Raw genomic sequence first — 24,277 nt, 5'->3', positions numbered from 1 at the left:
TTGTTACCTCCAAATCTCATACGTGTTAGATAATCCTGGACATTGCCAAGCTTTTAGCGTTCTCTCCACATCTACTTCAAGTCCTGTAGTTAGAACATTGCTACGTATGTTATAAATCCCCCACTGAATAAATTGACCATAGTTGTGTACATAATTTGATGCAAGCATACCTTGACTAACTTGTGTCCTGGAATACAGGTAAGATGATGTGTAAAGTAATATTGCAACTGTTTTTCCTGCTGGAATCTCCACATTACCAGATCCGGCTAACTTGCTATCAGAACTCGTGTATTGGTAAACATTTTTCCATACTATTTTTGAAATACTTGATTTATTAGAATTAGTGTTATCAGGAGTTCCCACAAATAATCCTGCTCCCCCATACTCCGTACTCGAATACGATGATCCAACAAATTCCATTGTCTTATTTATGTTCACATTGGTTGTATTTTTTACAAATACTACTCCAAGTGCAGCATACGGGTAATAGTATATCTCATCATAACTACCAGAAAAACTTTTTGTGCATAACTCTCCGTAAATAAATGTTCCTTTACTTCCCTCTATAAAATAGAGTTGTCTTGGCCGATAAAAACTAACGTAATCTGTATTGTACGTATGGCTACCTGCTAGTAGTTGTAACATATAGTCAGTTTTTGTTATATCACTACTCCACTTTCCAAGCTCTGTCGTAAAAGTTCCGTGGCCAAAATAATTATTTTTTCTGCCAAGTACACCAAATAAGAAAGGTAATGACCCTGGTTCAACCATGTTGCGCTTTCTTATTTCATTTATAAGAGACACTTTTAACTGTTCATCCCGAGTTTTTACCTCATTAGAGATGTTTTCAATTCGAGTTTCTATTTCTCCTATAATTGATGAGCCAGGTGGTACATTATTAACAGCACGAAAATCTTCTACTAAACCTTTAAGACCATCTTTATGACTATTACTAATGCTATTTATTGCTGCAATATTGGCATTCTTTCTCGTATCAAGTAGCGATAAATTTGTTGTTCCTTTTTCATCAATTCTCTTTAATAACTGCTTCTCTGATTCAGAGATCACTGCTAAAGAACTAGCTTTTTTATTATCCAGATCAGTTAAGTGTTTTTTTGCACTATCAAGAAGCTCTTTTAGCTTACCATCAGTCATCTGTACAATTTCAGAAACTGCACTTTTGTCGACTATTGATTCCAATGCTTTAGCAAGATATGCTAATTGATCTGGAGTACTGTTTGCTGCTAAATCCTTAAGCCTCTTTTGTAGTGCATCAATTATTCCTTTTACTTCAGTCATCTGCACAACGTTGGAAATAGCTTTTTTATCTGCTATCAATTCCAGCGATTTTGCAAGATATGCCAGTTGATCAGCTGTGCTACTTACTGCTAAATCCTTTATCCTTTTATGTAACGCTTCTATTGCTTCTTTCATTCCCAAAAATTCAAAAAAGTTTCAAATCTAAATCGTTTAAAATTATTTTTTAGTTGATTATGCTCATCTTCTCTTTCGGTAATATCTTCATCTATTTTTTCTATAGCTCTTCGAATACGTACCACATCTTGAACTGCAATATTTTCTGGATGAGGCAGTGGATATCCTCGTTTGGTTTGGTCAACAGTCATTATGTGACAATCACTCTGAGATTTTTTACCTTAGGGCGATAAACAACCGTTCCACTTAAAACTAATTTTACCCTTGTCTCATTGGCATTAAAATTTGATAGCACATGAGTTCTTTCTACCCAATTTTCTCCAATTGGTTTTCCTGATGTTAAATTTACTAATTGCCAATCCACGTTTTTTTGCACATATGCTTTAACATCTGCAGTGCCAGGTATTAGCGCATCATACGTTATGGTGATTTTAGTGTTAGCTCCTGCTGTAATGCTTCTTGTTACATAATCTCCAGACTCTGAAAGATTACCTAGAACTAGCTGTAACCCAGGATATAGCACTGGACTTTTTTCTCGCCCTCCTTTTAGGCTTGCTTTTACCGTTAGCTCTCCAGATAATCTTTCACGCAGTGCGAGTGGCAAATTATCAGACAAAAAATTTTCTTTTCCTTCTTCATCTGTTAAAATAAATTCTACATTGGTATCAAATGCTACTTTTTCGACGTTCGTCAAAACAATTAAATCTGATACGTTATTTGCAGTAACCTTGCCAAGATCAATAATGTGAGAAACTTCGCTAAATTTTGCAGCCAAAAGCCGAAACGTTAAATCTAAGTTCTGATGTGGAGTCCAAGTACTTGCGTTGCTAGATGAGAGTAATACTCCTACTTGATATGGCTGACTCGTTACCCAACGGCTATTTACTGCATCATATTTGCCAAGTTCTGCTATTTTTACTGCAGTACCCTGATCATCAGTAAGCAGTACTATTGCATACTCTCGTCCTGCATGTCAAAACACTGGTGACCACTCTATACGTGTTGCTGTGCCATCTATCTTTATATCTTTTGGCTCAATATAGCTTTCAGCAATAACAGTCTGCGATGGCATTCCCACTGCTGTTTCTCTAATCTGCACAACAACACGTTTTTTGCCTTTATTTATAAACCATAACTCTAGACCTCCTATGTGCCTACTCTCATTTAAAGTAAATGTTTGCGCTAAAGGATCAATTCTTCTTGCTGCGATAACTCTTCTTCTCTCTTCTATGGTAATAGTTTTTTTACCAGTGTACGTTGCTTCTCCATAGCTTCTTTTATCACCATAAAACTGTACTAATTTAGTACCTGCTGGAATATTTGCTGGGATTTTTATTTTTCCACTTATTTGTCCTTGATTGTTAACTATTAACATATTTTTATGCTATAGGTTGAATAATTATTCCGTCAAATTTTATCTCTTTAAGCTTCTCACTTGGCTCAAAACCTTCAATTTCAAAATTCTGTACTGCTTCTCTCATAAATTCAGTTTCGTATGAAGTACTTGACAGCAGCTCTGTCGTTTCTTTAACATTAAATACTCTTGTTACTGGACTTTTCCAATTCGTGGTAACCTCTGTCCAGTGGTCAATGTTTTTATTTAGAGTAATTTGTGCCGGGACTGGATCAAAAGCTTGATACGGATTAATCTTTTCTCCTTTAGTCTGTAAAAGCTGCTCCAGTACCGGTTCAAGTTTATAAGGCAAAAGATATCTTTCCCCACCTTTTTCAATATCTGCAACTTCTACATCTATTGGCAGAACTAGCTCTCTATTTACTATTGCTGCAGACTGCGAAATTCCTTGATCACGCATATCATCGTCAAAAAACGAATCAACAAATACTCCTTTTTTGGTAGTAGGTTCTCTTGAATTTGCATCACTGCGTAAACGTTCCTGTGCAACAAGAGCATAAAGATCATTTATTCCTTTTTTCATTGCTTCAAGCTCATTCATCGGTACAGCATGAATAGCATTATTCACTATTTTTACCCCTTCGCCTTTTTTCCACGTCTGATGAATGTAGCAGAGCAAAAGTTGTCCGCTAGGTGCTTTAGGCATTGATGGTCGCCAAGGGTGAGCTATGCCTTTTATCCTTCTTATTGCGCCTTTTGCATTTATAGTGATTAAATCATAACGCGGCATTTTCCAGGTATAATCTATCAAAACCAAGCTGTTATCAACTGCTCCTTTTACTTTACATCCCTTTTCATTTATATCTTCAGGGCTTACATGAGTGCGGCAGCGATAGGTTATTAGGTAACTACTTCCAGGAGCTGGCTCTTTACCAGGTAATGACCAATCGACGTTTCCTGCGTTTAATTTGTAATCTATACTATTTTCATAAATAACATTGCCTTGTTTAATTTGAATAATTTCAAGTACTGCAGAGTCAGGTATCGGATCAATGGCTCCTGAATATGAACCGTGAGTAATGGTAATAGTTTTTTGAACAGTTATATCTACTTTTTTGATTTCACTTATTGGAAAATCATTAACCTTCAGTTCCATTACTCTTTGGCTATTTGGCTGAAAAGTATGTGGTTCTGATTCAACTGATTTTATATCCGGATCTTGATCAAAAGAAACACGAATACTGTGAGGAAGTTCAATCTCATAGCCATCAACATGAGCTTTGCCCTCATTAATCACAAATATTTTTTTCCCCTTTTCGTCTCCTTCTTCTCTCTGCAGACACATTACTTCAAGGCCATTTACAACGTAGGAACCATTGGCTTCTTTATCATAACGAGCAAGAGCGGTAGTTACTATATTTGCTTGTGGAGGTGGTGAATGTTCTATCAGTACTCCATTTTCAATGTTATAAATTGGATAAAATTCGCCATTTGTAGAGTTAACAGTAACACTTTCTACTTGGTATCCCCAAATGATGGAAACTTTAAGCCTTGCAGCTCCTACCTCCTGATAGTTTCTTGTACCAACTGCAGGATCACGAAGATTTGCATCCTCAAGTTCTGTAATCGTAGATTCTAGGTAATAAACACCTATACGCACTGTGGTACTTAGTGGAATAGTAAATTCTTCTTTTTCAACTTTTCTAACTGCTCCACGAAGATAGATTTTTCCTGACTCAAGCGTAACTTTACCAGTTTCTCTATCTATAATACAATTGCTTCCTGTTATAACATCACCATCACGAAATATTGCATCGCCTATGCCTTTAAGCTTAGAGAGAGCATATTCTTGCGTCTCGTTTAATTCTGCTGACTGTAGACCTCTTCCTGCCAGGAACAAGCTTTTTTCGTATTCTTTGTCAGGATTAAAGCGGTTATAATAGCTATTTAAGGTCATCTTTTTTTCTCTTTTTCTAAAATGTCACTACAAACGAAAAAGTTTCCCGGGTTGCTGAAGTCCTAATGAGCGGTACTGTATGCTCTAAAACTAATAAGATCCCTGGGTCTTCTATATCTTGTGGTTCAAAATATCTCTGTCCAGGAGGCAACTTTTCTTTTACCTTTGTACCAACCATAACTCCTAATTCCCGTATAACTTGATTTGCTGCGTCCGTGAAATCGAAAGTAAATTTAAGGTACAAATTATTGGTTGGTACATTTGAGGGTTTAAACCTACCTGTGGGAGTTAGAAGCTCTCCATCATCATCACCAGTACAAAAGAGTATCTCATCAACAACACGACGTCCAACTTCCTTAATTAATGTTGCAGAAGTAATTAGTTCCGGTGGTGTGTCTTGAGTGTACTCTATAGTGATTACGCTATCTGCTATAATTGCACCATTTTCTACACGCTCAATAGTGCCTGAGCTACTATCAACTATATAATCTATGCTTGACTGATAAATTGTTTGCCCTGTATAAACTTTTACATCTTTAATAGTGTGGTGATCTAAACTTATCTTGCCGCCTGCTGCAAAAGTTTTTTCAACTTTGTAGCTGCTTTCCCAGGTAGAATCTCCAGATCCCCAAGCAAGATGTATCGGTTGCTCTTTTATGCTCGCAGCAATAGCTGCTCTGCCTGATTGTGTGAGTACTGACATAGTTGATTGTGCAGTTGATATTATGTATATACAAGATCCGTAGAAAAAACGTCCAATTTTTTTGCAATAATAGGATCAAAATCTTTCCAAGGGCGATGTAAGTGGCGATGTTCATGCCAAGTAACCATACCTAGATAGAATGCTGCTACGTAATTTTCTAGCTCATGAATGGGATCTTTCTGTTTTGAATCTGAATCATTTTTACAATCAACGTGATATTCCACTAAATTAGACTCTATTATTTTTTGATCAGTAAAATTCTTCGCTTCATAGTAATAAGTTATACTAAATCGCTCTAAAATTGGTGTACGTTGAAAATTCCAAATCTGCTCAGAAAGTTTATCTTCACTTAAGTGAAATGTATGCTCTATTTCTTCATAAGTAGTTGATGCAAAACAAGCATTGATATCCCCTAAATTCCAACTATCTGACAATACTATCAATGCTTTAGCAAACTTAATTTCTGGCAATAAACTCTGTGGTAGAGGATATAGTGCTTCTAAGTTGTACCACTCATGATTTCTTTCATATGTACCGTTGTAATTCTTCGTGTGAGGCTCTGTCTCTCCTAATGTTGCAACATCTAACCTATATAAATCATTACTGTAACTTCTATCATAATGTGATCTAAAAGTGCCAAATTTAAATCTTGGATTTCCTATTTTCAGCTCAAATGAGTTTTTTCTTCCAAACGATAATACTGGTCCTTCTTTTGCTATTTTTACACCTGAGTAGTCTGAAAGAAGATCTCCAAAAATACTTTCATCTAACATAAACCGCTGAGCATTGTAATAGTCATTGAATATTCGCATTAATCGAGATCTTACCGGTGCAGAAAGTTTTGCCAGAGCAATTACACTATCGACAAAAAAGTCATTAGGAACATCAGAGATGCCAATTTGAAATTCAGCAAAATGCTCTCCTGGTGGTTCTTCTTGAATGGTAATATTATCAATGTTTGCCCACTTCAGCGCCATCTTCAGTGACTGTGGTGTACCGCGCAAACGTTGAAATCTTATTCCGTTTTGCTTAGCTAAGACCCATTCTTTTAATACACTCTTAGTAGCTTTCTTACCCCAGGATAAAATTTCTCCCAAGCCGTATTCCGCTACTAGCCACGGCAACATTTCAGTCTGTGGGTTAAATTTAAATCCCCGTAGAGAATTTGCATCAAAAGAATAATTAATTATGTCTGTAAGTATTTGCTCTTGCTTTGAAGCATTTGGAGGAAGTATCACCAATTTTTACCTAACACTTAAATTATTTAAAGTAACGCATTCATTATCTTGCACGACGATGTCTTCTATCGGCTCTGTAAGCTCTATATTCTGCATACCTTCTATAAAGAGGTGGGCAATAATCCATGATCTGGTAACATTCCACCCTAAACCTTTAGCAGATTCAAGATCTTTGATAAATTGTTCCTTTGCAGCTTCGATAACATCTTTGGATGCAGTAGGGTAAATATGCACTTTAGCATGAATAGTAATGGGAATAATACCACAGCCAATAACTGTAAGCGTATCTGTTAATACACGAATATCATCGCGAATAACGTGATTTCTGACGATCTCTAGCAATTCTTCTGAAGGTACTCCACCATTTTCTGTGGAAAGTATTGAAATCTGTACACTTCCTGGTATAGGTGATACCACTTGCGCATCTTTTACTCTCGTGTCAGCAGATAATGCATGATAGCGATAATGCTCCTTACTCCCTGCTGTTGACCAACCAACAATTTTGGCTTTTACCCGCTTCCTTAAGGATTCATCATTCTCTGACTCCTTTCTCAGCACACCATAAAATTCAGCCAAGTGATCAAGGTCATTACCTCTTGCAAAAGCAAGTAAATTTGCCTGTGCTGCATCATCAATCCTTTGCCTAAGCAAAAGTTCACGCCAGGCTGCTACTTCCAGTATCTTTATTGCTGGATCACTCTCAGTTAGTGCAGAAAAACTTGCATTCCGACGCACTAACTCTTCTTTCATTCGCGAAAAGATTTCCTCAAATTTTAATGTTTCGACAATATTTGGTGTTTTCATCCTACTACCTTATACTATAATACCATCAAGGCGGATCGGCTCTCCATTTGGTAGATAGGTTCCCTCTAAAATGAGAGTTACTTTACCTTCTTTTATTTCTGTTATTTGTACACGTTTAAGCTTAAATCGACGCTCCCACTTTTCTAATGCTTCTGCAACTGCTGCATAAAGTTCTTGTGCAAAACCAGGTACAATTGGATGATCAATCAGCTCAAATAACCTTGATCCGTAATCTCGGCGCATAACACGAGTGCCAATTGGCGTAGTTAAAATATCAACTATTGATTGTTTTAAATGCTCTATACCACTTATTGTTTTACCAGTTTCAGAACTCATACCACGCATATTATTTACCCTGCAAAAACGTTATCACTCCCTTCTTCTGCTATTGCTCCACAGGAAATTAGGTCACCAGTACGAGCAATGGCTTTGCCATTTACAAACACTGCTTTCGACCCTTGTGTCATTACTTTTCCTTCACTAAAATTATCTCCTTGCCTACAGACAGGTCTTCCGTTTATAAATACATCTCTGCTTCCACTTATACAAAAATGCAGCAACGCTCCTTCACAGTGATCTCCTAGGCGTATAACTGATTTATTCATTCCTTTCCCTAATTTAGATTTACTCTTTTTGCTTTTAGTTTTATTTCGCTCTTTGTTATCTCTACACTTGATTCCCCAACATTCAGTGTTATCTTGTCTACTACTTCAATCTCTAAATGATGTTTCTCTTTATCATATGTAAATCTTGTCCCATCTTGAAATTTTACATTATTTACTTCCTTTTTATTCTCTGGAGGAGGGTATTTTTCCTGATATATTGCCGGTAACACCACCCCCAAAGACAATTCTCCCAATGGTGATAATACTATTACCTGTTCATCAATATTTGGTGGTGACCAACTTTCAGCTCTATTTGTTATCCATGGAAGAAAATCTGTTACAAGTTCACCTATTCTAACTTTTACTTTAGCTTTTTCATAATCTATTTTTTCGACAATGCCTATACGGACAATGTTGGCCAATTTCCTCCGCAATTCTGAAATTGCAAAATTACTTTCCAACATTCACATCGATTAAATGAGGTTTTATTTTACTCACTTCCCAAATCGATCGCCCTACATGCAATTCGTGCGCCCAGTCTACCATCCACACTAAATATGCATCGAGCTCTGGCCTAAAATCATCTCCTCCTCCTGATATAAATTCTCCTGGTGAAACATTTTTCACGTTCCAAGTATTTTTATTTACTACTCTGGCAACCTCAGCAGCTAATGATCTGACAATAATAGGGGCATTTTCTATTGTGCTATCGATCACTATTCGTGCCTCAAATTTTGCTCTCAGCGCTAGCTCCTCTGTTCCTGGATCTTTTCCTTGCTCTAGACTTGACAATTCTATAAATACCGCTGGAGCTGCTAACTCTTTCCTTATTGCTGGATAAACCTCACAAGTTTGAATTGCTGGTATCTCTGCCTTTAGCGTATTACAGATTGCCTCATGTAAATTAGTCCAAAATGCCGTCATAAAATAACTTATGTGTAAAATATTTTTCAAATATCCTTTTAACTTCATAATTAACAAGATTTTCTATTATCCTTGAAGCCTCAGGTTCAAGTGGTAGTTTAACCTCCTGTATCGGTAGTGCTGTTCTTCCTACACGTTTAAAAATACCACGATAGCCTCTTGGCATCGTTGCCATAAATGCATCATTAAATGCTGTTCTTATTTTTGCTTGTTTTATATTTATATCATACAGATATGCTCTAATTAAAACCTTCAAAGTGCTTTTCCTTGCCTTGATAATTCTTAGTCTTTTTCTAATTACTTTTAGCCTAATTTGCTTTTCTTCACTGATTTCTCGGACAGCCTGAGATTTTAACCATAATGCCGTTTTGTTTAGCGCTCTTACCGCTGCCAATTCTATTTTGGCTTTGTTAGCATCAATGTTGTGAATAATTCTCTCAATATTTTCATTAACCTCAATGTTAAACATCCTTCTCTCCAAGTACTGTACATTTTATATTCCATACTATTCCTGAATTATCTCGCAGTGGTGGAGAATATACTTTATATTTACGGCCATCAATAACAAAAATATCTCCCACCATTGGCCTCAGTACATCAAAAACATTTACCTCAAGAAAAAGCATCTCTCCCACAAATTGTCCTTCACCAATCTCGTATAATTTATCTGGCTGTTGCTTTAATACCTGTACAATATATGACTTATCCTTTGATTTATATAAAGCCACTTCTCCTAAATGGGCAAAACAATCTTTAAATAATCGCTTAATATTTTCTTGCACATTTCTCCGTTATATACTAACATTTACATGCTAAGAAGAGGTAAAGCATTCTTCTACCTCACACTGCTTTATAATTGCTCTACCTGTGTTGTTATGTTGCAACAACCCTGACTAATACCCCAGGTCTGTGACACATTGGCAGAGGATTTGACTGCGTATGTAAATCAGTCCCTCTATCAAACCTCCTTGGTTCTTGCTTTGCATATAGTGGCTGTCCAAGAGTATTCACTGTCTCATTAAAATCTGCTGGTGCAAAATATGTTGTAAATGTGCTTGCTGTTCCTAGTGGAAAACAGTGCCCTGTATCTTTCTCAATAAATCTTCTTACGGTTCCTTCAGGGTCAGTTGCTTGCCCTCTATATTCCTCAAATGTAATTCCACAGAACGTAAATCCTGATCTCATATCATTTCGAAGCGCTGCTCCTTCTTGCCATCTCTCGTATGCTTCTTTCACTTTAGTATGTGAAGTTAGTGCATCAAAAAACTCAGGGCTTACCAAGGCATGAATTCCGGTCATATATTCACCACTTAGATTATCTTCTATGTGCCGCAATACTTCCAGACACTTACGTTTTACATCTGTTGTTGCTGTTCCCAGTGCAAAATTTACTACTTTTGGCGTGATTTCAAATTCGTTGTACAGATTTAATAATTCTGACCCATCAGCATCTAAAATTATTCCTTTCAGCGCTCCCATTCGCAAATGCTCTAATGTTATTGCATGTTTGTTCCTCATCAATTGCAAATGATCGGTTATTACATCTGCCAGCGCTTTAAGTTCACTCTCTGATCCAAATGCCCTTATTCCCTGTACTTCCTCTGGTAACACTACATCATCATGTGGAATATGTGGAATCGTAAATGTTCTTACCTTTCTTTTTCCTCTTTTTCCTACTGTTGCTGGTGCTCCGGGTAACTGCGTTGGTAGTAAACTTAATACTCCGTTTTGCTCTTCTATGGTAATATGTCTAAATCTTACTGACCTACTTGGAAACAAATTTAAATTTTCAACTCGTCCATAATTTACCGGCAATATATTCATCGCATTTGTTAGTGCCGTCATACTAAATGCTGTATTTGTAAATGGATTTTGCATTCTTTTTCCCCCTTATTAATTTAAGTTACACTCCCTTGCGGACAATGATCCCTCGTCCTTCAAGTTGCTTTATTGCTGCAGCTTTCTGCTCTTCAGTGATATTTGCTGGCCATACAACTGCATGATCTGCTAGCATTGCTATACGTGTAATGATTACTGCTTTGGCATTTTCTGTCGCATTTACATCACTTACTATTGCACCTATCGCTGTTTGTGTACCATCTGTGGCAGTTGGATTTATTATCTTAACCATGCTATCTTTATCGAGAGCCACTACTGTACCAAGCTTTAGGTTCTGCCCTTTTGCTACTGTTATTTGATCTCTTGAATACAGGCTTGATGCCTCATACTTTAATAAGTCACTCAGATTATTTTGTTCGGTTATAGTACTCATTTTGCTTTTCTCCTTTTGTTATATATTTTAAATGCCTACGACTTTTCGCTACCTGCATCATCAACTCTTCTCCTGAATTCTGTGGTATTGTACTTATTATCTCTGTCTTCTTTGTTCTTTCTGCAAGTAATTCCATTAAAACCTCCCTTGCTTGCTCAACACTTACACCCTGCTCAATAAATTCTCCTATCTTTTCTGGCATCTTTGATATATTACATAAACGTATTAATTCAAGAACTTCAGTACGATACTTAGTTAAATTATTAGTTTCTTCTTTTAGGTCAGTTATAGTTTGTTCGTTCATAGTAATACTCCTGTTTTTATTAATATATTTAAACTCTGAAAGAATTGTAATTCCATCTGCAAGACCTATTTCTACTGCTTTCTCGCCAAAATATAGCCCTGCTTCTGTTGATTTGATTGCCTCTACAGAAAGGTTTCTATTGCGTGCTATTAGCTCAACCAGCATTTCATATAAACGATTCACTTCGCTTTTTAGATTTTCTAAACTCTCAGAAGTTATTGGCTCATGTGGATTTAAATCATTTTTTCTACTTCCTGCAAACACTGTGGTATATTTTATTCCACATTTTTCATCAAATCCACTTTGATCTATATGACTTGCTATTACTCCTATACTCCCAACTCCTGAAGTGCGGGTGAGAAAAATCTTTTCAGCGCTAGAAGCTATAGCGTACGCAGCAGAATATGCATCATCATTTGCTATCGCTATTATCCTCTTTTTTCCTCTTGATTCATAAATAAAGTCAGCTAGGTCAAATATACCGTTTACCTCTCCTCCGGGGCTATCTATTTCCAGTATAATTGTCTCTATGCTACTATCTGCTAATGCTTGTGTAATTTGTTCTTCTATTTGCTCATATGATGTCATTCCGAGCATTTCATCAAATGCACCAGGTTTTTTAGTTAAAATGCCATGTATCGGTATTATTCCTCTTTCACTATTTCTTACTGCATGTTTTATATTTTTAAAGATAGGCTGCTTTCCTGTTTGTAGTGACAGTAACTCAAAACTCCTTGGTTCTACCATTACATCTGTTTAGCCATTGTTGTTTCATATCACCTCTTGATTGGCCGTAACGTCAGAATCAAAACTTAAGCCCAGTTCACTTGCACGTCTTTGATCTTCTGCTATTTCTTGGTCAATTTCTTCTACATCATAACCCATTTCTGATACTACTTCCGCTCGACTCTTGAATCCATTTCTTACTGCCATCTGTTGTGCTTGTTGATCTTTCAGTGGATCCACCCAATCAAATCCCTGTGGTATCCATTTTACTTCTTCTTTCGCTGCTTTTGCCACTTTTTCATCTATACGGAGTTCTCCACAAAGTACTGCTAACTCTAGCCATCTACTCCATACTGGTCTACAAAATTGGAATACCATAATGTTATGTTGCAGCATAGCGCATCGACGACGAAACTCTATCAGTCCTGCTCTGATTGATGAATAATTAACACCGGTTAAATCTCCTGTTAGTTGTTCGTATGTTATCCCTGTGCCTATTGCTATTGCCCTCAGTTGCTGTCTCATAAATGCTTCATAGCTTCCTCCTACATCAGATGGCTCTGAAAACTTTATATCCTCACCTGGATCAAGTAGTTGCATAGTACCAGGTTCTAGGCCAGATAGTGCTACTCCTTGCTCACTTGCTTCACCTTCTCCCATGATATTTGCTTCTGGATCGAGTCTTGTAATAAATCCAGCAAACATTGCTGCTGTCTTTTTTCTCACTAATTCTGCATCATCATACTGGTCAAGTTCGTAAAGTTTTAAAAGCACGTTAGAAAGCCAAGGTTCCCCTCTAATTTGTCCAGGTCTCAGTGGTTTATAGATATGTAAAACATCGTTTGCTGGGACTCTTACTGACTCTCCAAAGGTATTTTCACCAGGGTGTTCTTTAAATAAGTAATAAGCTTCTCTTTGCCCAAGCTTGTTAAACTCAATCCCGTTTCTTATTACATTACCATTTGCTAAAGTTTGATTTGTTTTATTGTCTAAATGTTCAGACTCAAGTACTTGCAGTTGTAATGGCACAGAAAATCTATCTTCCAGCTTTCTCGTTCTTAAACGTACAAAACATTCTCCACCCTCTATCATACTTCTGCATACTAGAGCTTGTAATCCATAAAAATCACTTATTCCACAGCTATCTGCTTCATCTGTCCATCTTAGCCATAATTCTTGCACTTTTTTCCTAAATTTTGCATCTCTTGCTTTTGATTGCGGCTTTATTCCTGTTCCAATAGAGTTACTTACTATTGTATCAATAATATTTGCTGCATATGGATTTTTTCTCACCATATCACGTGACCTACTACGTAAAGTTTCAAGGCTTTGAGACAGCAAATTGTTTATACTTCCTAACTCTGGTTGAAAGTGAAAAAATCTTCTTCCTGAACCTGCTCCATCCCAAGCAGAACTTTTGATTTTTGGTTTGTTAAATAATTGCTTGAAGGTTTTTAGCAGCATTTATAAAATTCCTTTACTCGTTGAAAAAACAATTTTCCTCTTTCCAGCAATCTTTAGCTCAACTTTAATTCGTTGTCTTAAGCTTAGTAAATCATTTATATCTACTTCAGCATATCTTACAATATGGTCACCATATGCAATTGATACTACTCTCTCTCCATTTTGCAGTTTCTTTATCGCTTCTTCGACTTGAATTAGATAATCTTCGTTATACATTTACTACTCGCTGATCCATTTGCTTTTCACTATTTTCTTTGATTTTTTACTTTCTGGTTTTTCACTTAAACTATTCCATTTACTCTCTGGCCATCTATCTATTCCCAGTGCTATCGATGCTGCTCTTGCATAAATCCTACAGTCTAATACTTCATTTCTTTCTCTTACCTTCTGCCACTCTTGTTTGGTGTATCCTTTTACCACTTTGCTGACTAATTGCTCTGCTGTTAGCTGCTTAAAATATTCAGGTGCATATTCGGGAAAATGACAATATCCTGCTGGAGCTTCTTCACCTTCTTTTAAAACATTAAGTAATTGAAAAAGCTCTGACTTTAATATCGATACTCCTACTGGCCATAGCTTTATTCCTCTCTTTAGCTTTTGACCACCAACTGTTATATCTACTCTACTTGGGCTGCTAAGTGGCACTAGTGCTTTATTTACACCTTTTACTGCCATTACTCTTCCAGAGCCTTGATGACTTCTCACCCAATTGTATACTTCTTGTGTCGCATATCCTGCATCTACTGCCATCATGCTTATCATATACTCAAGCCCATTTTCACCGATAAAATGATGATTGAGGAGCTCCGAAAGCTTTCCCCATACTTCTCCACTTCCTGTATCTCCTTCAAATACTCGGTAGTCTATTGACCAATTTTCTCTGCCTTTTCCCCAGGCTACAACTTCTGCTTCCAAGCGATCTTTTTGAACATCTACTCCTGCTGTGAGAACTACTTCGCCTTTTGGTACTGTGCCAATCTGAAAAAATTCTCTCCTGTTAAATAATTGCTTCCAGTCCGGTACTTCTCCTTTATCTACCCAGGTTTCTCCAAGCGTAGTATTTATCCAAACTTTCAGTAATTGTTCACTTTCTTTCGCATGGAGAAAATCCTCTACTGCTTGAGTCCAACTATACCAGCCAACTGGGCTATAAAGACTTGAAAGATGAAATCCTTTTTTCTCACCTTTTATTGGATTTGTAGCTCTCCATTCTCCACGCTCAAGAATTCCTGTCTTTTGATGATTTTCTATCTTTTTACCACATTCTATACATATATAGTGTGCTGTATTTGGATTTTTATCTTCCCATTTTATTTGTGACCATTTTAATATTTGGTAATAATTACAATGCGGACATGGTACAAAAAAATATCTCTTATCTGTTACTTCAAATTCTTTCTCAATTCTGCTTATTCCATGAATCGTTGGTGTTGACACTAAAAAAATCTTTCGCCTTGCAAAGGTATTAGTTCGAGCAATACTAAGCAGTACTGGATCTCCTTCTCCTCCTGAATCTCCTGGATAAGCATCAATCTCATCAAGAAAGAGATACTTTACTGGCATAGACCTGAGACCTACACTGCTGTTTGCTCCAGTAATCACAACTATTCCACCTGGAAATTCCTTACTTTGTACAGTATTCCCTGAATCTCTTGATCTTGGGTCTTTTACTTTACTCTTTAAACATGGCGTACTCTCTATTAACGGTGCAAATCTTCCTTTTGACCAACGCTTTCCCATTTCAACTGTTGGCTGTACTACTAGCATTGGTCCTGGTGTTTGATCGATAATATAGCCAATCCAATTGTTACCAGCTTCTGTTCCTCCAATCTGCGCTCCTTTCATGAATACTACTTTTTCAGCCTGTGAAGAAGGAGATAGTGAATCCATGATTTCTTTTAAATAAGGAGTTCTTTCTGTTCTCCATTTACCTGGCTCTGATGCTGCAGTTGGCGCTAAAACTCGATACTCATTCGCCCACTCTGATACTTTAAGCTCTGGATCTGGTTTTAAACCTTCAGAAAAAGATGTAGCGTATATCATTGTCTGCATCTACTCATAATTGGTTCTATCTCAATATTGTTAACAGTAGAGTTTATTCCTCCACACTCCTCCAATTCCATAAACATCTTTTTCTGAAATTCGTTTTCTATATATCTTTTGCTCATCTCACTTACCATTATTGCTATAACAAAAGCAAATATCCCTGTTATTGTTGCAAAAATGATTGCACTGCTTATTGTTGTTGTTATCAACCCTATATATACTGCTACTGCTATTGCGCTGAATGTAGTATAGATGCAGATAATATTATTATGTTTTTTCGTCCTTTTATCTGCTATTTCTCTCTGTGCTATATATTTATTATGAAGGGTTGGAAAATTAATAACGGTATCTCTGCAGAGCAATGACCCATTTTTTTCAGTAAATAAAACTTTAAGTAACTCCAAATTATTTGATTTGATTGCTAAGTGCAGAACAGGTGTATAATTTGCTCCTTTTTTCAGTAGTAATTTTACTACATGTAAATGTCCTCTTTCTGCAGCAAGGTAAATCGGAGAGTGACCTTTATTATTTACAATATCAATATTGATTTCTTCTTTTAAAATTGCATCTACAATCTCAATTTCTCCTCTTTGTGCAGCTAAATGGAGTAGACTATTCTTTTCAGAACCGTATTTATTACTCATCAAAGCCTTCTTTATCTCAGGTTTAGCGTAATCAAATGGTGTTTTACCAGAGGGTCTATATCTTCTCGCGTTAGTAAAACTTCTATTGTTTTCAGTCTTTCAGCATAATGTAGTGGTGTTTTATTTTCGTAGTCCTGCAAATTTACTTGAGCATTAGGCTCCTTTATTAAGCATTTGAGGATATCAAGACATAAGTCTCTTTCATCGTAATTAGTATTACTTACAGCTATATGAACAGGTGACAATTTCATTGAGTTTTGTCCCATGCGCGCGCTATTCACATCTGCTCCTAGTCTCAGTAGTAACTTTACTATCTCCAGCTTTTTGTTATTAACTGCATAGTGCATTGGTGTCTGATTTCGTGCATCAAAGACATCTATTTCAGCATTTCCTTCTTTCACTAAAATTTTGACAACATTTTCATGTCCTATGCCTGCTGCTAGATGTAATGGAGTATGATGCAGAGCATTTCGTACATTAACGTCAATACCTTTTCTGATCAAATATCTAACTGCATTAACTTCACCTATCATTGCAGCTAAATGAAGTAAGCTATCTTGTTCTGACCCGTACTTGTTATTAATTAGCGCTTGTAATATTTCTGCTTTTTTCCCTTCTTTGGCGTAATCAAGAGATGTTTTACCTTCATTATCCTCCACAAAAGGATTAATATTCTTCTTCGTGAGTAATAAATCCACCATGCTTAATTCATCAAATTCTATAGCACAATGTAGTGGTGTCTTTCCATTTAATCCTCTGACATTAACATCTAATCCAGGTTGATTAATGAGACACTTTATTAACTCCAAACTTAAGTTATCAGTCATTTTATATTCAAAATCTTTTTTATATTTGAAATTTAGTATTAGATAATTCTTGTAATGAGTTTGTAATCTCTTCAGTTAGCGCCATATGAATCTTTTCAGTGTCACTCAGTGATGCAAGCAGTGCTGAAACTCTATTTGGAATATTAAGCAAATTATTACGGACAACTCTTGCTACGTTAAATGCTTCAGTTTTTACCTCTTCAATTGACACAAATTTGCCTATTTCAGCTTTCACTTTAGCTTCCAAAAGTTTACCACGCTCGGTTTCATTTTTTATTCGCGTTTTTAGCAATATCGTTGAAAGTGTTTCTCCGCGCTCTTTTCTCCTAAGTGGTTGACTTGGATCTCTTATTGCTGCTACCGCTTCATTTGCTTGTTCTCGGTCAATAAGTCCATCTTCCAGCTCAACTATTCCTTTTTTTACTAAAGAACAGACATATTGCCTCGAAAACCCTTTTTCCCTTGCCCATTCTGCTTGCGTAATTCTCACCTTTTTTTCTCCTTTTTTAGCACTGCTCAGCTATAATTTCGTAAGTAGTTAACATTTGAAATATATCTAACGCTAAAGAAGGCCCGAGGTCAGGACCACCAAACCCGCCAGTATGGCCGAAAGGACCCACTTTCTATAGTGTTTTTAATACACTAAAATCTTTACTAAAATTCATAACATAGAACATTAATGCTAAAGAATCTGCTTCATTATCATCTGTTGGACAAAAACCCTTTTCCTGCACTGCTTCAATTACATCAGCTTTACTTGCATTTCCCTTGCCAGTTATAAAACGTTTAATAGTCTTAACTGAAACACCTTGATAGGGAATATTACTTTCCTCGCACCAAGCAGAAAGGTGTGCTAAAAACCCTCCATAGATATGTGCAGCATCAGTTCCCAAGTGTCTTCTCACTTCTTCAAAGTATACAACTTCAATACCTGGAAATTTATACTTAAGTGCATTAAGCCAATTACGAAAATTTAAAAACTGCACTCCACCACCACTAAATCTGCTAACATGAAAACTCTTACTTCCACTTTGCACTATTCCATCATGTAAAATAGTCCAACCAGTTTGTTTGCCAAGATCTAGGGTGAGCATTTCCTTTCAATTGCTGAGTACATATATATACAAGATTTGAAAAAATTACGTCCAAAAAATCTTCAAATTTTTAGGAATTTTTTTTTATAATTCTTGAATTTGAAGACCTTTCAAACGGGTTTCTCTACTTTTAGAGGTTTTTATTATTCTACTCTTATATTTTATATGTTTTTATATATGTGTATATTTTTATATATGTATTATATATATATTATATATAAGGGTTTCAGGAAGCTAGAATCCTCCATATTGGCGGACTTCAGATATGCCGTTCCTAGGAACGGTTTTAGGAACGCATGGTGAAAACCCGCCATACAGGCTAATTCTAGATTCCTGCTTCCTAATTCCTGATTTAGGAAGCCAGTAATTAGGAACGGAACTTAAGGTTATAGAGAGCATACTTTTCAACTATTTTCCTCTTAAAAATTTAAGCTATTCTTTTAATAGCGAAATCCACATTTTTAGCTCTTTAGGTGATATTGAATTTCAAAATATGAAATTCTTATATGTTTTTAATATAACTTTAGGAAGCCTGAGCTACCCATTCTTAAAAATATTGAAATCCATTCAAAATAGGTTCCAAAAACCTGAACTGTATTATTTTAAATTGTATCAGTATTATTCTCAAAAAAAAATAACAGAATATCAATAGATTAAAAATCGCATCAGTATTATTTATTTTTGCTCCTGTCCTACATAACAGCATTAATAACTCTCATCCTTAAAAGCATCAATTTGTTTTTAAGGAAAGTTATGAAATTACAAAACTACCATATAGTTATTAAAAATGTAAAATATCAAGCTTATAGACTGAAACTTGCTAAGTGCTTTATTAATGAAGCTCACGAAGATCTTGAGCAAGAACTCTTCTGTGAAATTTGGCCATATCTTGATCAGTATGATGAAGACAAAAGTAGCTTTAATACCTTTGTAGCAAGATTAACTGAAAATAAAGCTATTAACTTGCTAAAGAAACAGCGATGTGCGAAACGTGATATCAACAATTACATTAGTATTGATGTAACAGAGCTATTTGAGGGTGAAATAACAAAACGCATTGATGTAGACTATATGATCTCGGTTTTACCAAAGGAATGGCAAAATATATGTGAGCAACTTAAGTTTTTCAACTTACATGAAGTTGCCAAAATGAACAACGTTTCAAGAACCACTTTAAACAATATTATCAAGAAGATACGTGCCAAACTTTTTCCTATTTACTACGCAGGCAAAAAGAAAAATTGAACAAAATTTTTGCCTTTCTTGTATATATACACATCGTAGCATGGATAAATAATGGTTCTTAAAATTTTGAATAATAATGAAAGATTGCAAACAATATCAACTGTAAAAATGGTCATCTTTGGTCCTTATGGTATTGGTAAAACAAGTCTCCTAAAGACCGTAGATGAACCAACACTTTGCCTTGATTTTGAAGCAGGGCTTCTTGCTGTTCAAGATTGGCAAGGAGATTCAATTAGTCTTCGCACTTGGAATGAAGCTAGAGATACTGCTTGTCTTATAGGGGGGCCTAATCCTGCGCTGAAGTCTGATCAAGCATATAGCCAAAGACACCATGAACATGTATCTGGTAAGTACAAAGATCTTTTCTCTGAGTTTTCTAAATACCGATGCATCTTTGTAGATAGTATAACCGTTGCTTCACGTTTATGTCTATTATGGGCAAAAATGCAACCTGAGGCTTTTTCTGAGAGATCGGGAAAACAGGACATGAGAGCTGCATATGGATTACTTGCTCAGGAAATGATGGCTTGGCTCAATCAATTTCAACACATCAGAGACAAAGACATCATCATAGTTGGCACTTTAGGTCAATATCTCGATGATTTCAATCGTCCAATTTGGCTACCTCAATGCGAAGGGGCTAAAACTGCTAGTGAAATTCCTGGGATAGTTGACGAAGTAATCAGTATGATTGGAATCAAGAAAAATGATGGAACGGAGAAGCGCTCTTTTGTTTGCCACACTTTAAACCCTTGGGGATACCCAGCTAAGGACCGTAGTGGACGCCTGAGTATGGTTGAAGAACCACACTTAGGTAAGCTGCTTACAAAGATTAAAAGCAAGTTTTAAAATTTAAACATGGAGAGTGATATATGTTACAAAACCTATTAACTGATTTTAACACTGTAAAACCGCAAAGTAGATTGATACCTAAAGGGACAATAGTAAAAGTAAAAATGACAATCAAGCCTGGAGGTTATGAGCATTGGTTTACTAAAAGCCCCACTACCGGTAGCATTTATTTAAATACAGAATTTACCGTTATTGAAGGCCCATACGCAAAGCACAAAATTTATCAAATAATTGGTATTAAAAGTAGTAAAGCAGAAGATACTTGGGGAGAAATGGGTCGTTCTATGCTTCGCAGTATCTTGGAATCGGCACGTGACATTCATCCACATGATAACTCAGAAAATGCAATCCTTGCTCGTAAGTTAAATTCAGTTGCAGAATTAAATGGCTTAGAGTTTACAGTAAAGGTAGGTGTTATAACTGATGAATATGGAGAGAAGAACAAAATTGCCTCGGTAGTTACTCCAGAATACCGCAAAAATTATGAAATTGACAGAGTACCATTTTGAAGTACGACGAGGAAAAGCTTTGGTCTGCTGTCGTTACTAGAGGTATTCAGGACGCAGTAGGAAAAAACCCAAAGCTAAGAGAAGAAGCAATTAATTGGCTGAATTCAAAATCTTTTGAAACTGTTTGTGAGCTAGCTAATCTCAACTTTACACGTATGAAAAATATGTATGGGAATTTTATGTCTAAAAAGCAAAAAGAGTTAAAGATGTTATTGATTGATAATATCAAGGAGTGTGTTTCTTACCTACTTCCAAATGGTGAGTTTTACCGAGAAAAAACTTATATTGGAGACTTAAATGGAAATACAATTACAGTTAAAATAGTAGGTAAGGAAGCTGGTGATTGGCGTAATTTTACTGAAGGAACTGGTGGTGATATTATTGATCTTTGGATTTTAATTAAGGGTGATATATATTCTGCTAGAAAGTGGCTCAATAAAAAATCAAAGAGTGGAGAAAAAAAAGGGCGGAAAAGAGAAGAAAAAATATTTTCTGTAAAGCAGTACTTAAGTGATCAATCACCAATACCAGAAGATATAATAGCTCCACGAATTCTCACTCCAGGTGGTCTTTTAGTCATTGGTGGTACGCCAAAGGTTGGCAAAAGTTATTTTCTTCTCTCTTTGCTTGCACATCTTGCAGCAGGAGTGTCATTTCTTAAGATGAAGTCAGCAAGACCACTAAAAATAATCTATCTACAAAATGAGATGGAGTACAATTATATCAGGGAACGCATACAACAAATCATAACTAATCAAAGGCTGCCAAATCTAGCAGAAGAAAACTTGATTGTTACTACAAAGATGAGATTAACTTTAAATGATGAAGGTATAGAGAAAATAAAAGATATTATAAAAGAAAAGTTTGATATCAAAATGATAGACCTTATCGTTTTGGATTCCCTTGACTATGAAAATATATTTTCTGGCCTGCAAAGCAGAATAGAAAAACTACGTTCTGTAATTAATCCTACGGCTGGAATCATTATTACACGTCATACCAGAAAAGTATCCACAGCTACACTAGCAAAAAGTCCTTTTCAAGCTTTAATTGGTGCTAATGCTTTAAGAAGTTTTTACACGTCTGGTATGGTAATGTTTCAACCAAGTAAACGCGCAAATGTCTTGCAGGTAGTATATGAGCTAAGAAACGGTAAATCAATACCAGCAAAATTCATTAGCAGGGTAAATGGGCGTTGGCAGAATTCTAAAATTATAGCTACGGCTTAACTTGTCCGCAAAAACGGATACTATGGTAGAGCTAAAGACTCAGCTTTTGCAAAATATCAGATCTTGTCTTTTTCATCTATTACCAAGAGGGACATTTCGTGGTGATAAGTTTTATGTAGGTGATGTACAGGGTAACAAAGGCAAAAGTACTGTAATAGAATTAACAGGCGAAAGAGCTGGATTATGGAAAGATTTTGCAACAGGAGAAGGCGGTGACATTATCGACCTTTGGGCAACGGTACATGGGAAGAATGCCAAAATAGAATTTCCTGAAGTAATGCTTTCAATAAGTGAATGGCTTGGCATCAAAGAAAAAATTAATATTAGAGATCTAGAACAATACCTGACTTGTAGCTGGAACTACTACGACGAGAACAATCAAGTAATCGTAATAGTCTACCGTTATGATCCTCCTCTAGAGAAAAAACAGTTTAAACCATTTGATGTTAAAAAACAAAGATTCAAAGAGCCGGAGATAAGACCACTCTACAACATTCCAGGTATTTTAAAGTCCGATAAAGTTATTCTGGTTGAAGGAGAAAAATGCGCAGAAGCACTTATAGAGAAAGGAATAACTGCAACAACAGCAATGTTTGGAGCAAATGCGCCTATTGATAAAACAGATTGGACTCCGCTTAAGGGCAAGCATATTATTATTTGGCCAGACAACGATGAAGCAGGTAATAAATATACCAAAAACGCTGAAAAGAGACTTTTAGAACTTGGTGTTGCATCACTTGCTACGCTTAAGATTCCACCGAATAAACCAAAGAGTTGGGATGCTGCTGATTGTGTGTTAGAGGGAATAAATATTGAAGAATTTATCGAAAAAAACTCAAGAAAAATAATTATTAAACCACCACTTGATATTTTTAGCTGGAGCGTAGAGCGTTTTGTAGGCCCAGTACCAAAGCAAAGATTCTTGGTTGAAGGATTATTTCCTTTGGGTGTAACCTCCATTTTGGCTGCAATGGGAGATACAGGCAAAGGTATGCTACTTCTTGACCTAGCCCTCAAGGTTGCAGGTAGCATAGATCAGGTATGCGGATTTGGTCCACTTGTTACTGAACATGGATCTGTGGTGGTATTTTCTGCGGAGGATGATACAAATGAAATACATCGTCGCTTAGAACGACTTGATCCAAAATGCGAGAGATTGAAATATAAAGGTAGGCTATTTATTGTACCATTACCAAACATCGGAGGATCTCTTACCATACTTAAGAACGTTCGCGGTAAAGTTGTAGAAATCTCTCCAGAATTTGAGTCGGTAATGAAGCAGCTGAGCAGGATAAAGGATTTAAAGCTCATTATATTTGATCCCCTTGCTTCTTTCATTCATGCAGATTTAAATGCTGATCCAGCAGTAGGGGATTATCTCATGTGTTTATTATCTGATTTAGCATGTAGCACTGGAGCTTCAATAATTACTGCACATCATATGAGAAAGCTGAAGGGAGAAAAGCCTATATCAACAGTAGAGCAAGCACGAGATGCTATTCGAGGCACTTCTGCTCTCGTAAATGGAGTCAGGTGTTCTTTTGCTTTTTGGCCTGTTGAAGATATGACTAAACCAATGATTTTTAGGTCAATTAGAAAAATCCCAAGACAAAATGCACTATTTTATGGAGCTGTTGTTAAAGCAAATGGCCTGGCTGATCGTACCATACGCACTTACCTAAGAAATGAAGAAACAGGGCTATTGGAAGACATCACTGAACAATTAAAAGCTCAAAATATTAGCGATAAAGATCTTAAAATATATCTTATTGATTCAATTGCGCGAGCTGCTATTTCAGGACATCCATTTACTCACACAGGAAGTGCAGGAATACATAAACAACGACATAGACTGCCTGAAGTTTTTCATAGTATGGGAAGAGATAGATTAGAGCGTATAGTGCAAGAGCTTTTACAGGCAAAGCAAATAGTTAAAGGAATGGCTAATGGTTCAAAAGAGGATAAATGGCTCGATATTAAAACAGGACCATTTGCACGTGGAGTGGGAAAATTTATTCATGGAGCTGAAAAAAACTATTTTTGATA

25 protein-coding genes and 2 pseudogenes are annotated in these 24,277 nt (G+C 36.2%); 5 read left to right on the top strand and 22 right to left on the bottom strand.

The genetic code is table 11. The features are described from left to right. Window positions 1-3: 3 nt before the first annotated feature. The 22 genes and pseudogenes from OPR39_RS06750 to OPR39_RS06645 form a co-directional block, all read right to left on the bottom strand. Complete coding sequence (locus OPR39_RS06750; protein ID WP_265039276.1) at window positions 4-1,434, bottom strand: SF-assemblin family protein; 1,431 nt, start codon at window positions 1,432-1,434, stop codon at window positions 4-6. Further along, window positions 1,431-1,625 carry a hypothetical protein gene (locus OPR39_RS06745; RefSeq protein ID WP_114517444.1) on the bottom strand — a complete coding sequence of 65 codons (195 nt, stop codon included), beginning with the start codon at window positions 1,623-1,625 and terminating at the stop codon, window positions 1,431-1,433. Before OPR39_RS06745 ends, OPR39_RS06750 begins: the two co-directional genes overlap by 4 nt. After that, a pseudogene (locus OPR39_RS06740) lies at window positions 1,625-2,809 on the bottom strand (hypothetical protein). Before OPR39_RS06740 ends, OPR39_RS06745 begins: the two are co-directional and overlap by 1 nt. Before the next feature lie 4 nt (window positions 2,810-2,813). Beyond that, entirely contained in the window at window positions 2,814-4,745 is a 1,932-nt protein-coding gene (locus tag OPR39_RS06735; protein ID WP_265039274.1) for a DUF4815 domain-containing protein, read from the bottom strand. 16 nt (window positions 4,746-4,761) lie between these two features. After that, entirely contained in the window at window positions 4,762-5,448 is a 687-nt protein-coding gene (locus OPR39_RS06730; RefSeq protein ID WP_265039418.1) for a hypothetical protein, read from the bottom strand. Window positions 5,449-5,468: 20 nt separating this feature from the next. Beyond that, window positions 5,469-6,686 carry a phage tail protein gene (locus OPR39_RS06725; protein ID WP_264683017.1) on the bottom strand — a complete coding sequence of 406 codons (1,218 nt, stop codon included), beginning with the start codon at window positions 6,684-6,686 and terminating at the stop codon, window positions 5,469-5,471. 6 nt (window positions 6,687-6,692) lie between these two features. Beyond that, entirely contained in the window at window positions 6,693-7,490 is a 798-nt protein-coding gene (locus tag OPR39_RS06720) for a baseplate assembly protein (RefSeq protein ID WP_264683015.1), read from the bottom strand. 9 nt (window positions 7,491-7,499) lie between these two features. Then, window positions 7,500-7,835, bottom strand: coding sequence for a GPW/gp25 family protein (locus tag OPR39_RS06715; RefSeq protein WP_264683014.1), 336 nt, complete (start codon window positions 7,833-7,835; stop codon window positions 7,500-7,502). A 5-nt stretch (window positions 7,836-7,840) separates the two neighbouring features. Then, entirely contained in the window at window positions 7,841-8,095 is a 255-nt protein-coding gene (locus OPR39_RS06710) for a PAAR domain-containing protein (RefSeq protein ID WP_065094333.1), read from the bottom strand. 8 nt (window positions 8,096-8,103) lie between these two features. Further along, window positions 8,104-8,559 (bottom strand): phage baseplate assembly protein V, encoded by a 456-nt coding sequence (locus OPR39_RS06705; RefSeq protein ID WP_265039203.1) that lies wholly within the window; start codon window positions 8,557-8,559, stop codon window positions 8,104-8,106. Continuing rightward, a complete protein-coding gene (locus tag OPR39_RS06700; protein WP_065094331.1) occupies window positions 8,546-9,019 on the bottom strand; it encodes a hypothetical protein in 474 nt (157 codons plus the stop codon). Before OPR39_RS06700 ends, OPR39_RS06705 begins: the two co-directional genes overlap by 14 nt. Next, window positions 9,000-9,488 carry a phage tail protein gene (locus tag OPR39_RS06695; RefSeq protein ID WP_265039416.1) on the bottom strand — a complete coding sequence of 163 codons (489 nt, stop codon included), beginning with the start codon at window positions 9,486-9,488 and terminating at the stop codon, window positions 9,000-9,002. The genes OPR39_RS06700 and OPR39_RS06695 overlap by 20 nt, the downstream gene beginning before the upstream one ends. Further along, entirely contained in the window at window positions 9,481-9,801 is a 321-nt protein-coding gene (locus OPR39_RS06690; protein ID WP_264377373.1) for a head-tail joining protein, read from the bottom strand. Before OPR39_RS06690 ends, OPR39_RS06695 begins: the two co-directional genes overlap by 8 nt. 91 nt (window positions 9,802-9,892) lie before the next feature. After that, a complete protein-coding gene (locus tag OPR39_RS06685) occupies window positions 9,893-10,897 on the bottom strand; it encodes a major capsid protein (protein WP_265039414.1) in 1,005 nt (334 codons plus the stop codon). A 25-nt stretch (window positions 10,898-10,922) separates the two neighbouring features. After that, a complete protein-coding gene (locus OPR39_RS06680; protein ID WP_262986414.1) occupies window positions 10,923-11,291 on the bottom strand; it encodes a head decoration protein in 369 nt (122 codons plus the stop codon). Beyond that, window positions 11,266-12,342, bottom strand: coding sequence for a S49 family peptidase (locus tag OPR39_RS06675; protein ID WP_406833340.1), 1,077 nt, complete (start codon window positions 12,340-12,342; stop codon window positions 11,266-11,268). The genes OPR39_RS06680 and OPR39_RS06675 overlap by 26 nt, the downstream gene beginning before the upstream one ends. Before the next feature lie 24 nt (window positions 12,343-12,366). After that, a complete protein-coding gene (locus OPR39_RS06670; RefSeq protein WP_265039198.1) occupies window positions 12,367-13,785 on the bottom strand; it encodes a phage portal protein in 1,419 nt (472 codons plus the stop codon). After that, a complete protein-coding gene (locus tag OPR39_RS06665; RefSeq protein ID WP_265039197.1) occupies window positions 13,786-14,001 on the bottom strand; it encodes a gpW family protein in 216 nt (71 codons plus the stop codon). 3 nt (window positions 14,002-14,004) lie between these two features. Continuing rightward, window positions 14,005-15,828 (bottom strand): phage terminase large subunit family protein, encoded by a 1,824-nt coding sequence (locus tag OPR39_RS06660; RefSeq protein WP_265039195.1) that lies wholly within the window; start codon window positions 15,826-15,828, stop codon window positions 14,005-14,007. Beyond that, a pseudogene (locus tag OPR39_RS06655) lies at window positions 15,825-17,302 on the bottom strand (ankyrin repeat domain-containing protein). Before OPR39_RS06655 ends, OPR39_RS06660 begins: the two are co-directional and overlap by 4 nt. A 19-nt stretch (window positions 17,303-17,321) precedes the next feature. Beyond that, window positions 17,322-17,792 carry a hypothetical protein gene (locus OPR39_RS06650; protein WP_226079475.1) on the bottom strand — a complete coding sequence of 157 codons (471 nt, stop codon included), beginning with the start codon at window positions 17,790-17,792 and terminating at the stop codon, window positions 17,322-17,324. A gap of 133 nt (window positions 17,793-17,925) precedes the next feature. Further along, window positions 17,926-18,396, bottom strand: a complete 471-nt coding sequence (locus OPR39_RS06645; protein ID WP_265039193.1) for a RuvC family protein — start codon at window positions 18,394-18,396, stop codon at window positions 17,926-17,928. 753 nt (window positions 18,397-19,149) lie between these two features. Here OPR39_RS06645 and OPR39_RS06640 point away from each other — a divergent pair. Genes OPR39_RS06640 through OPR39_RS06620 form a run of 5 tightly spaced genes read left to right on the top strand, consistent with a single transcriptional unit; the run spans window position 19,150 to window position 24,275 of the window. Beyond that, on the top strand, window positions 19,150-19,641 hold the full coding sequence (locus OPR39_RS06640; protein WP_182365598.1) for an RNA polymerase sigma factor: 492 nt from the start codon (window positions 19,150-19,152) through the stop codon (window positions 19,639-19,641). Between the two features lie 51 nt (window positions 19,642-19,692). After that, on the top strand, window positions 19,693-20,490 hold the full coding sequence (locus tag OPR39_RS06635) for an ATP-binding protein (protein ID WP_265039185.1): 798 nt from the start codon (window positions 19,693-19,695) through the stop codon (window positions 20,488-20,490). Between the two features lie 23 nt (window positions 20,491-20,513). Next, window positions 20,514-21,002 (top strand): hypothetical protein, encoded by a 489-nt coding sequence (locus OPR39_RS06630; RefSeq protein WP_015587751.1) that lies wholly within the window; start codon window positions 20,514-20,516, stop codon window positions 21,000-21,002. Further along, window positions 20,999-22,231 carry an AAA family ATPase gene (locus OPR39_RS06625; protein WP_265039183.1) on the top strand — a complete coding sequence of 411 codons (1,233 nt, stop codon included), beginning with the start codon at window positions 20,999-21,001 and terminating at the stop codon, window positions 22,229-22,231. Before OPR39_RS06630 ends, OPR39_RS06625 begins: the two co-directional genes overlap by 4 nt. A gap of 22 nt (window positions 22,232-22,253) precedes the next feature. Further along, window positions 22,254-24,275: an AAA family ATPase gene (locus OPR39_RS06620; RefSeq protein ID WP_265039181.1), complete on the top strand. Its 2,022-nt coding sequence runs from the start codon at window positions 22,254-22,256 to the stop codon at window positions 24,273-24,275. Window positions 24,276-24,277: the final 2 nt, after the last annotated feature.

It is taken from the genome of Wolbachia endosymbiont (group A) of Yponomeuta plumbellus (assembly GCF_947251575.1).
Lineage (GTDB): Bacteria > Pseudomonadota > Alphaproteobacteria > Rickettsiales > Anaplasmataceae > Wolbachia > Wolbachia pipientis.
Note: the sequence above shows the minus strand (reverse complement) of the source record. Positions and strands in the feature narration are given on the sequence as shown.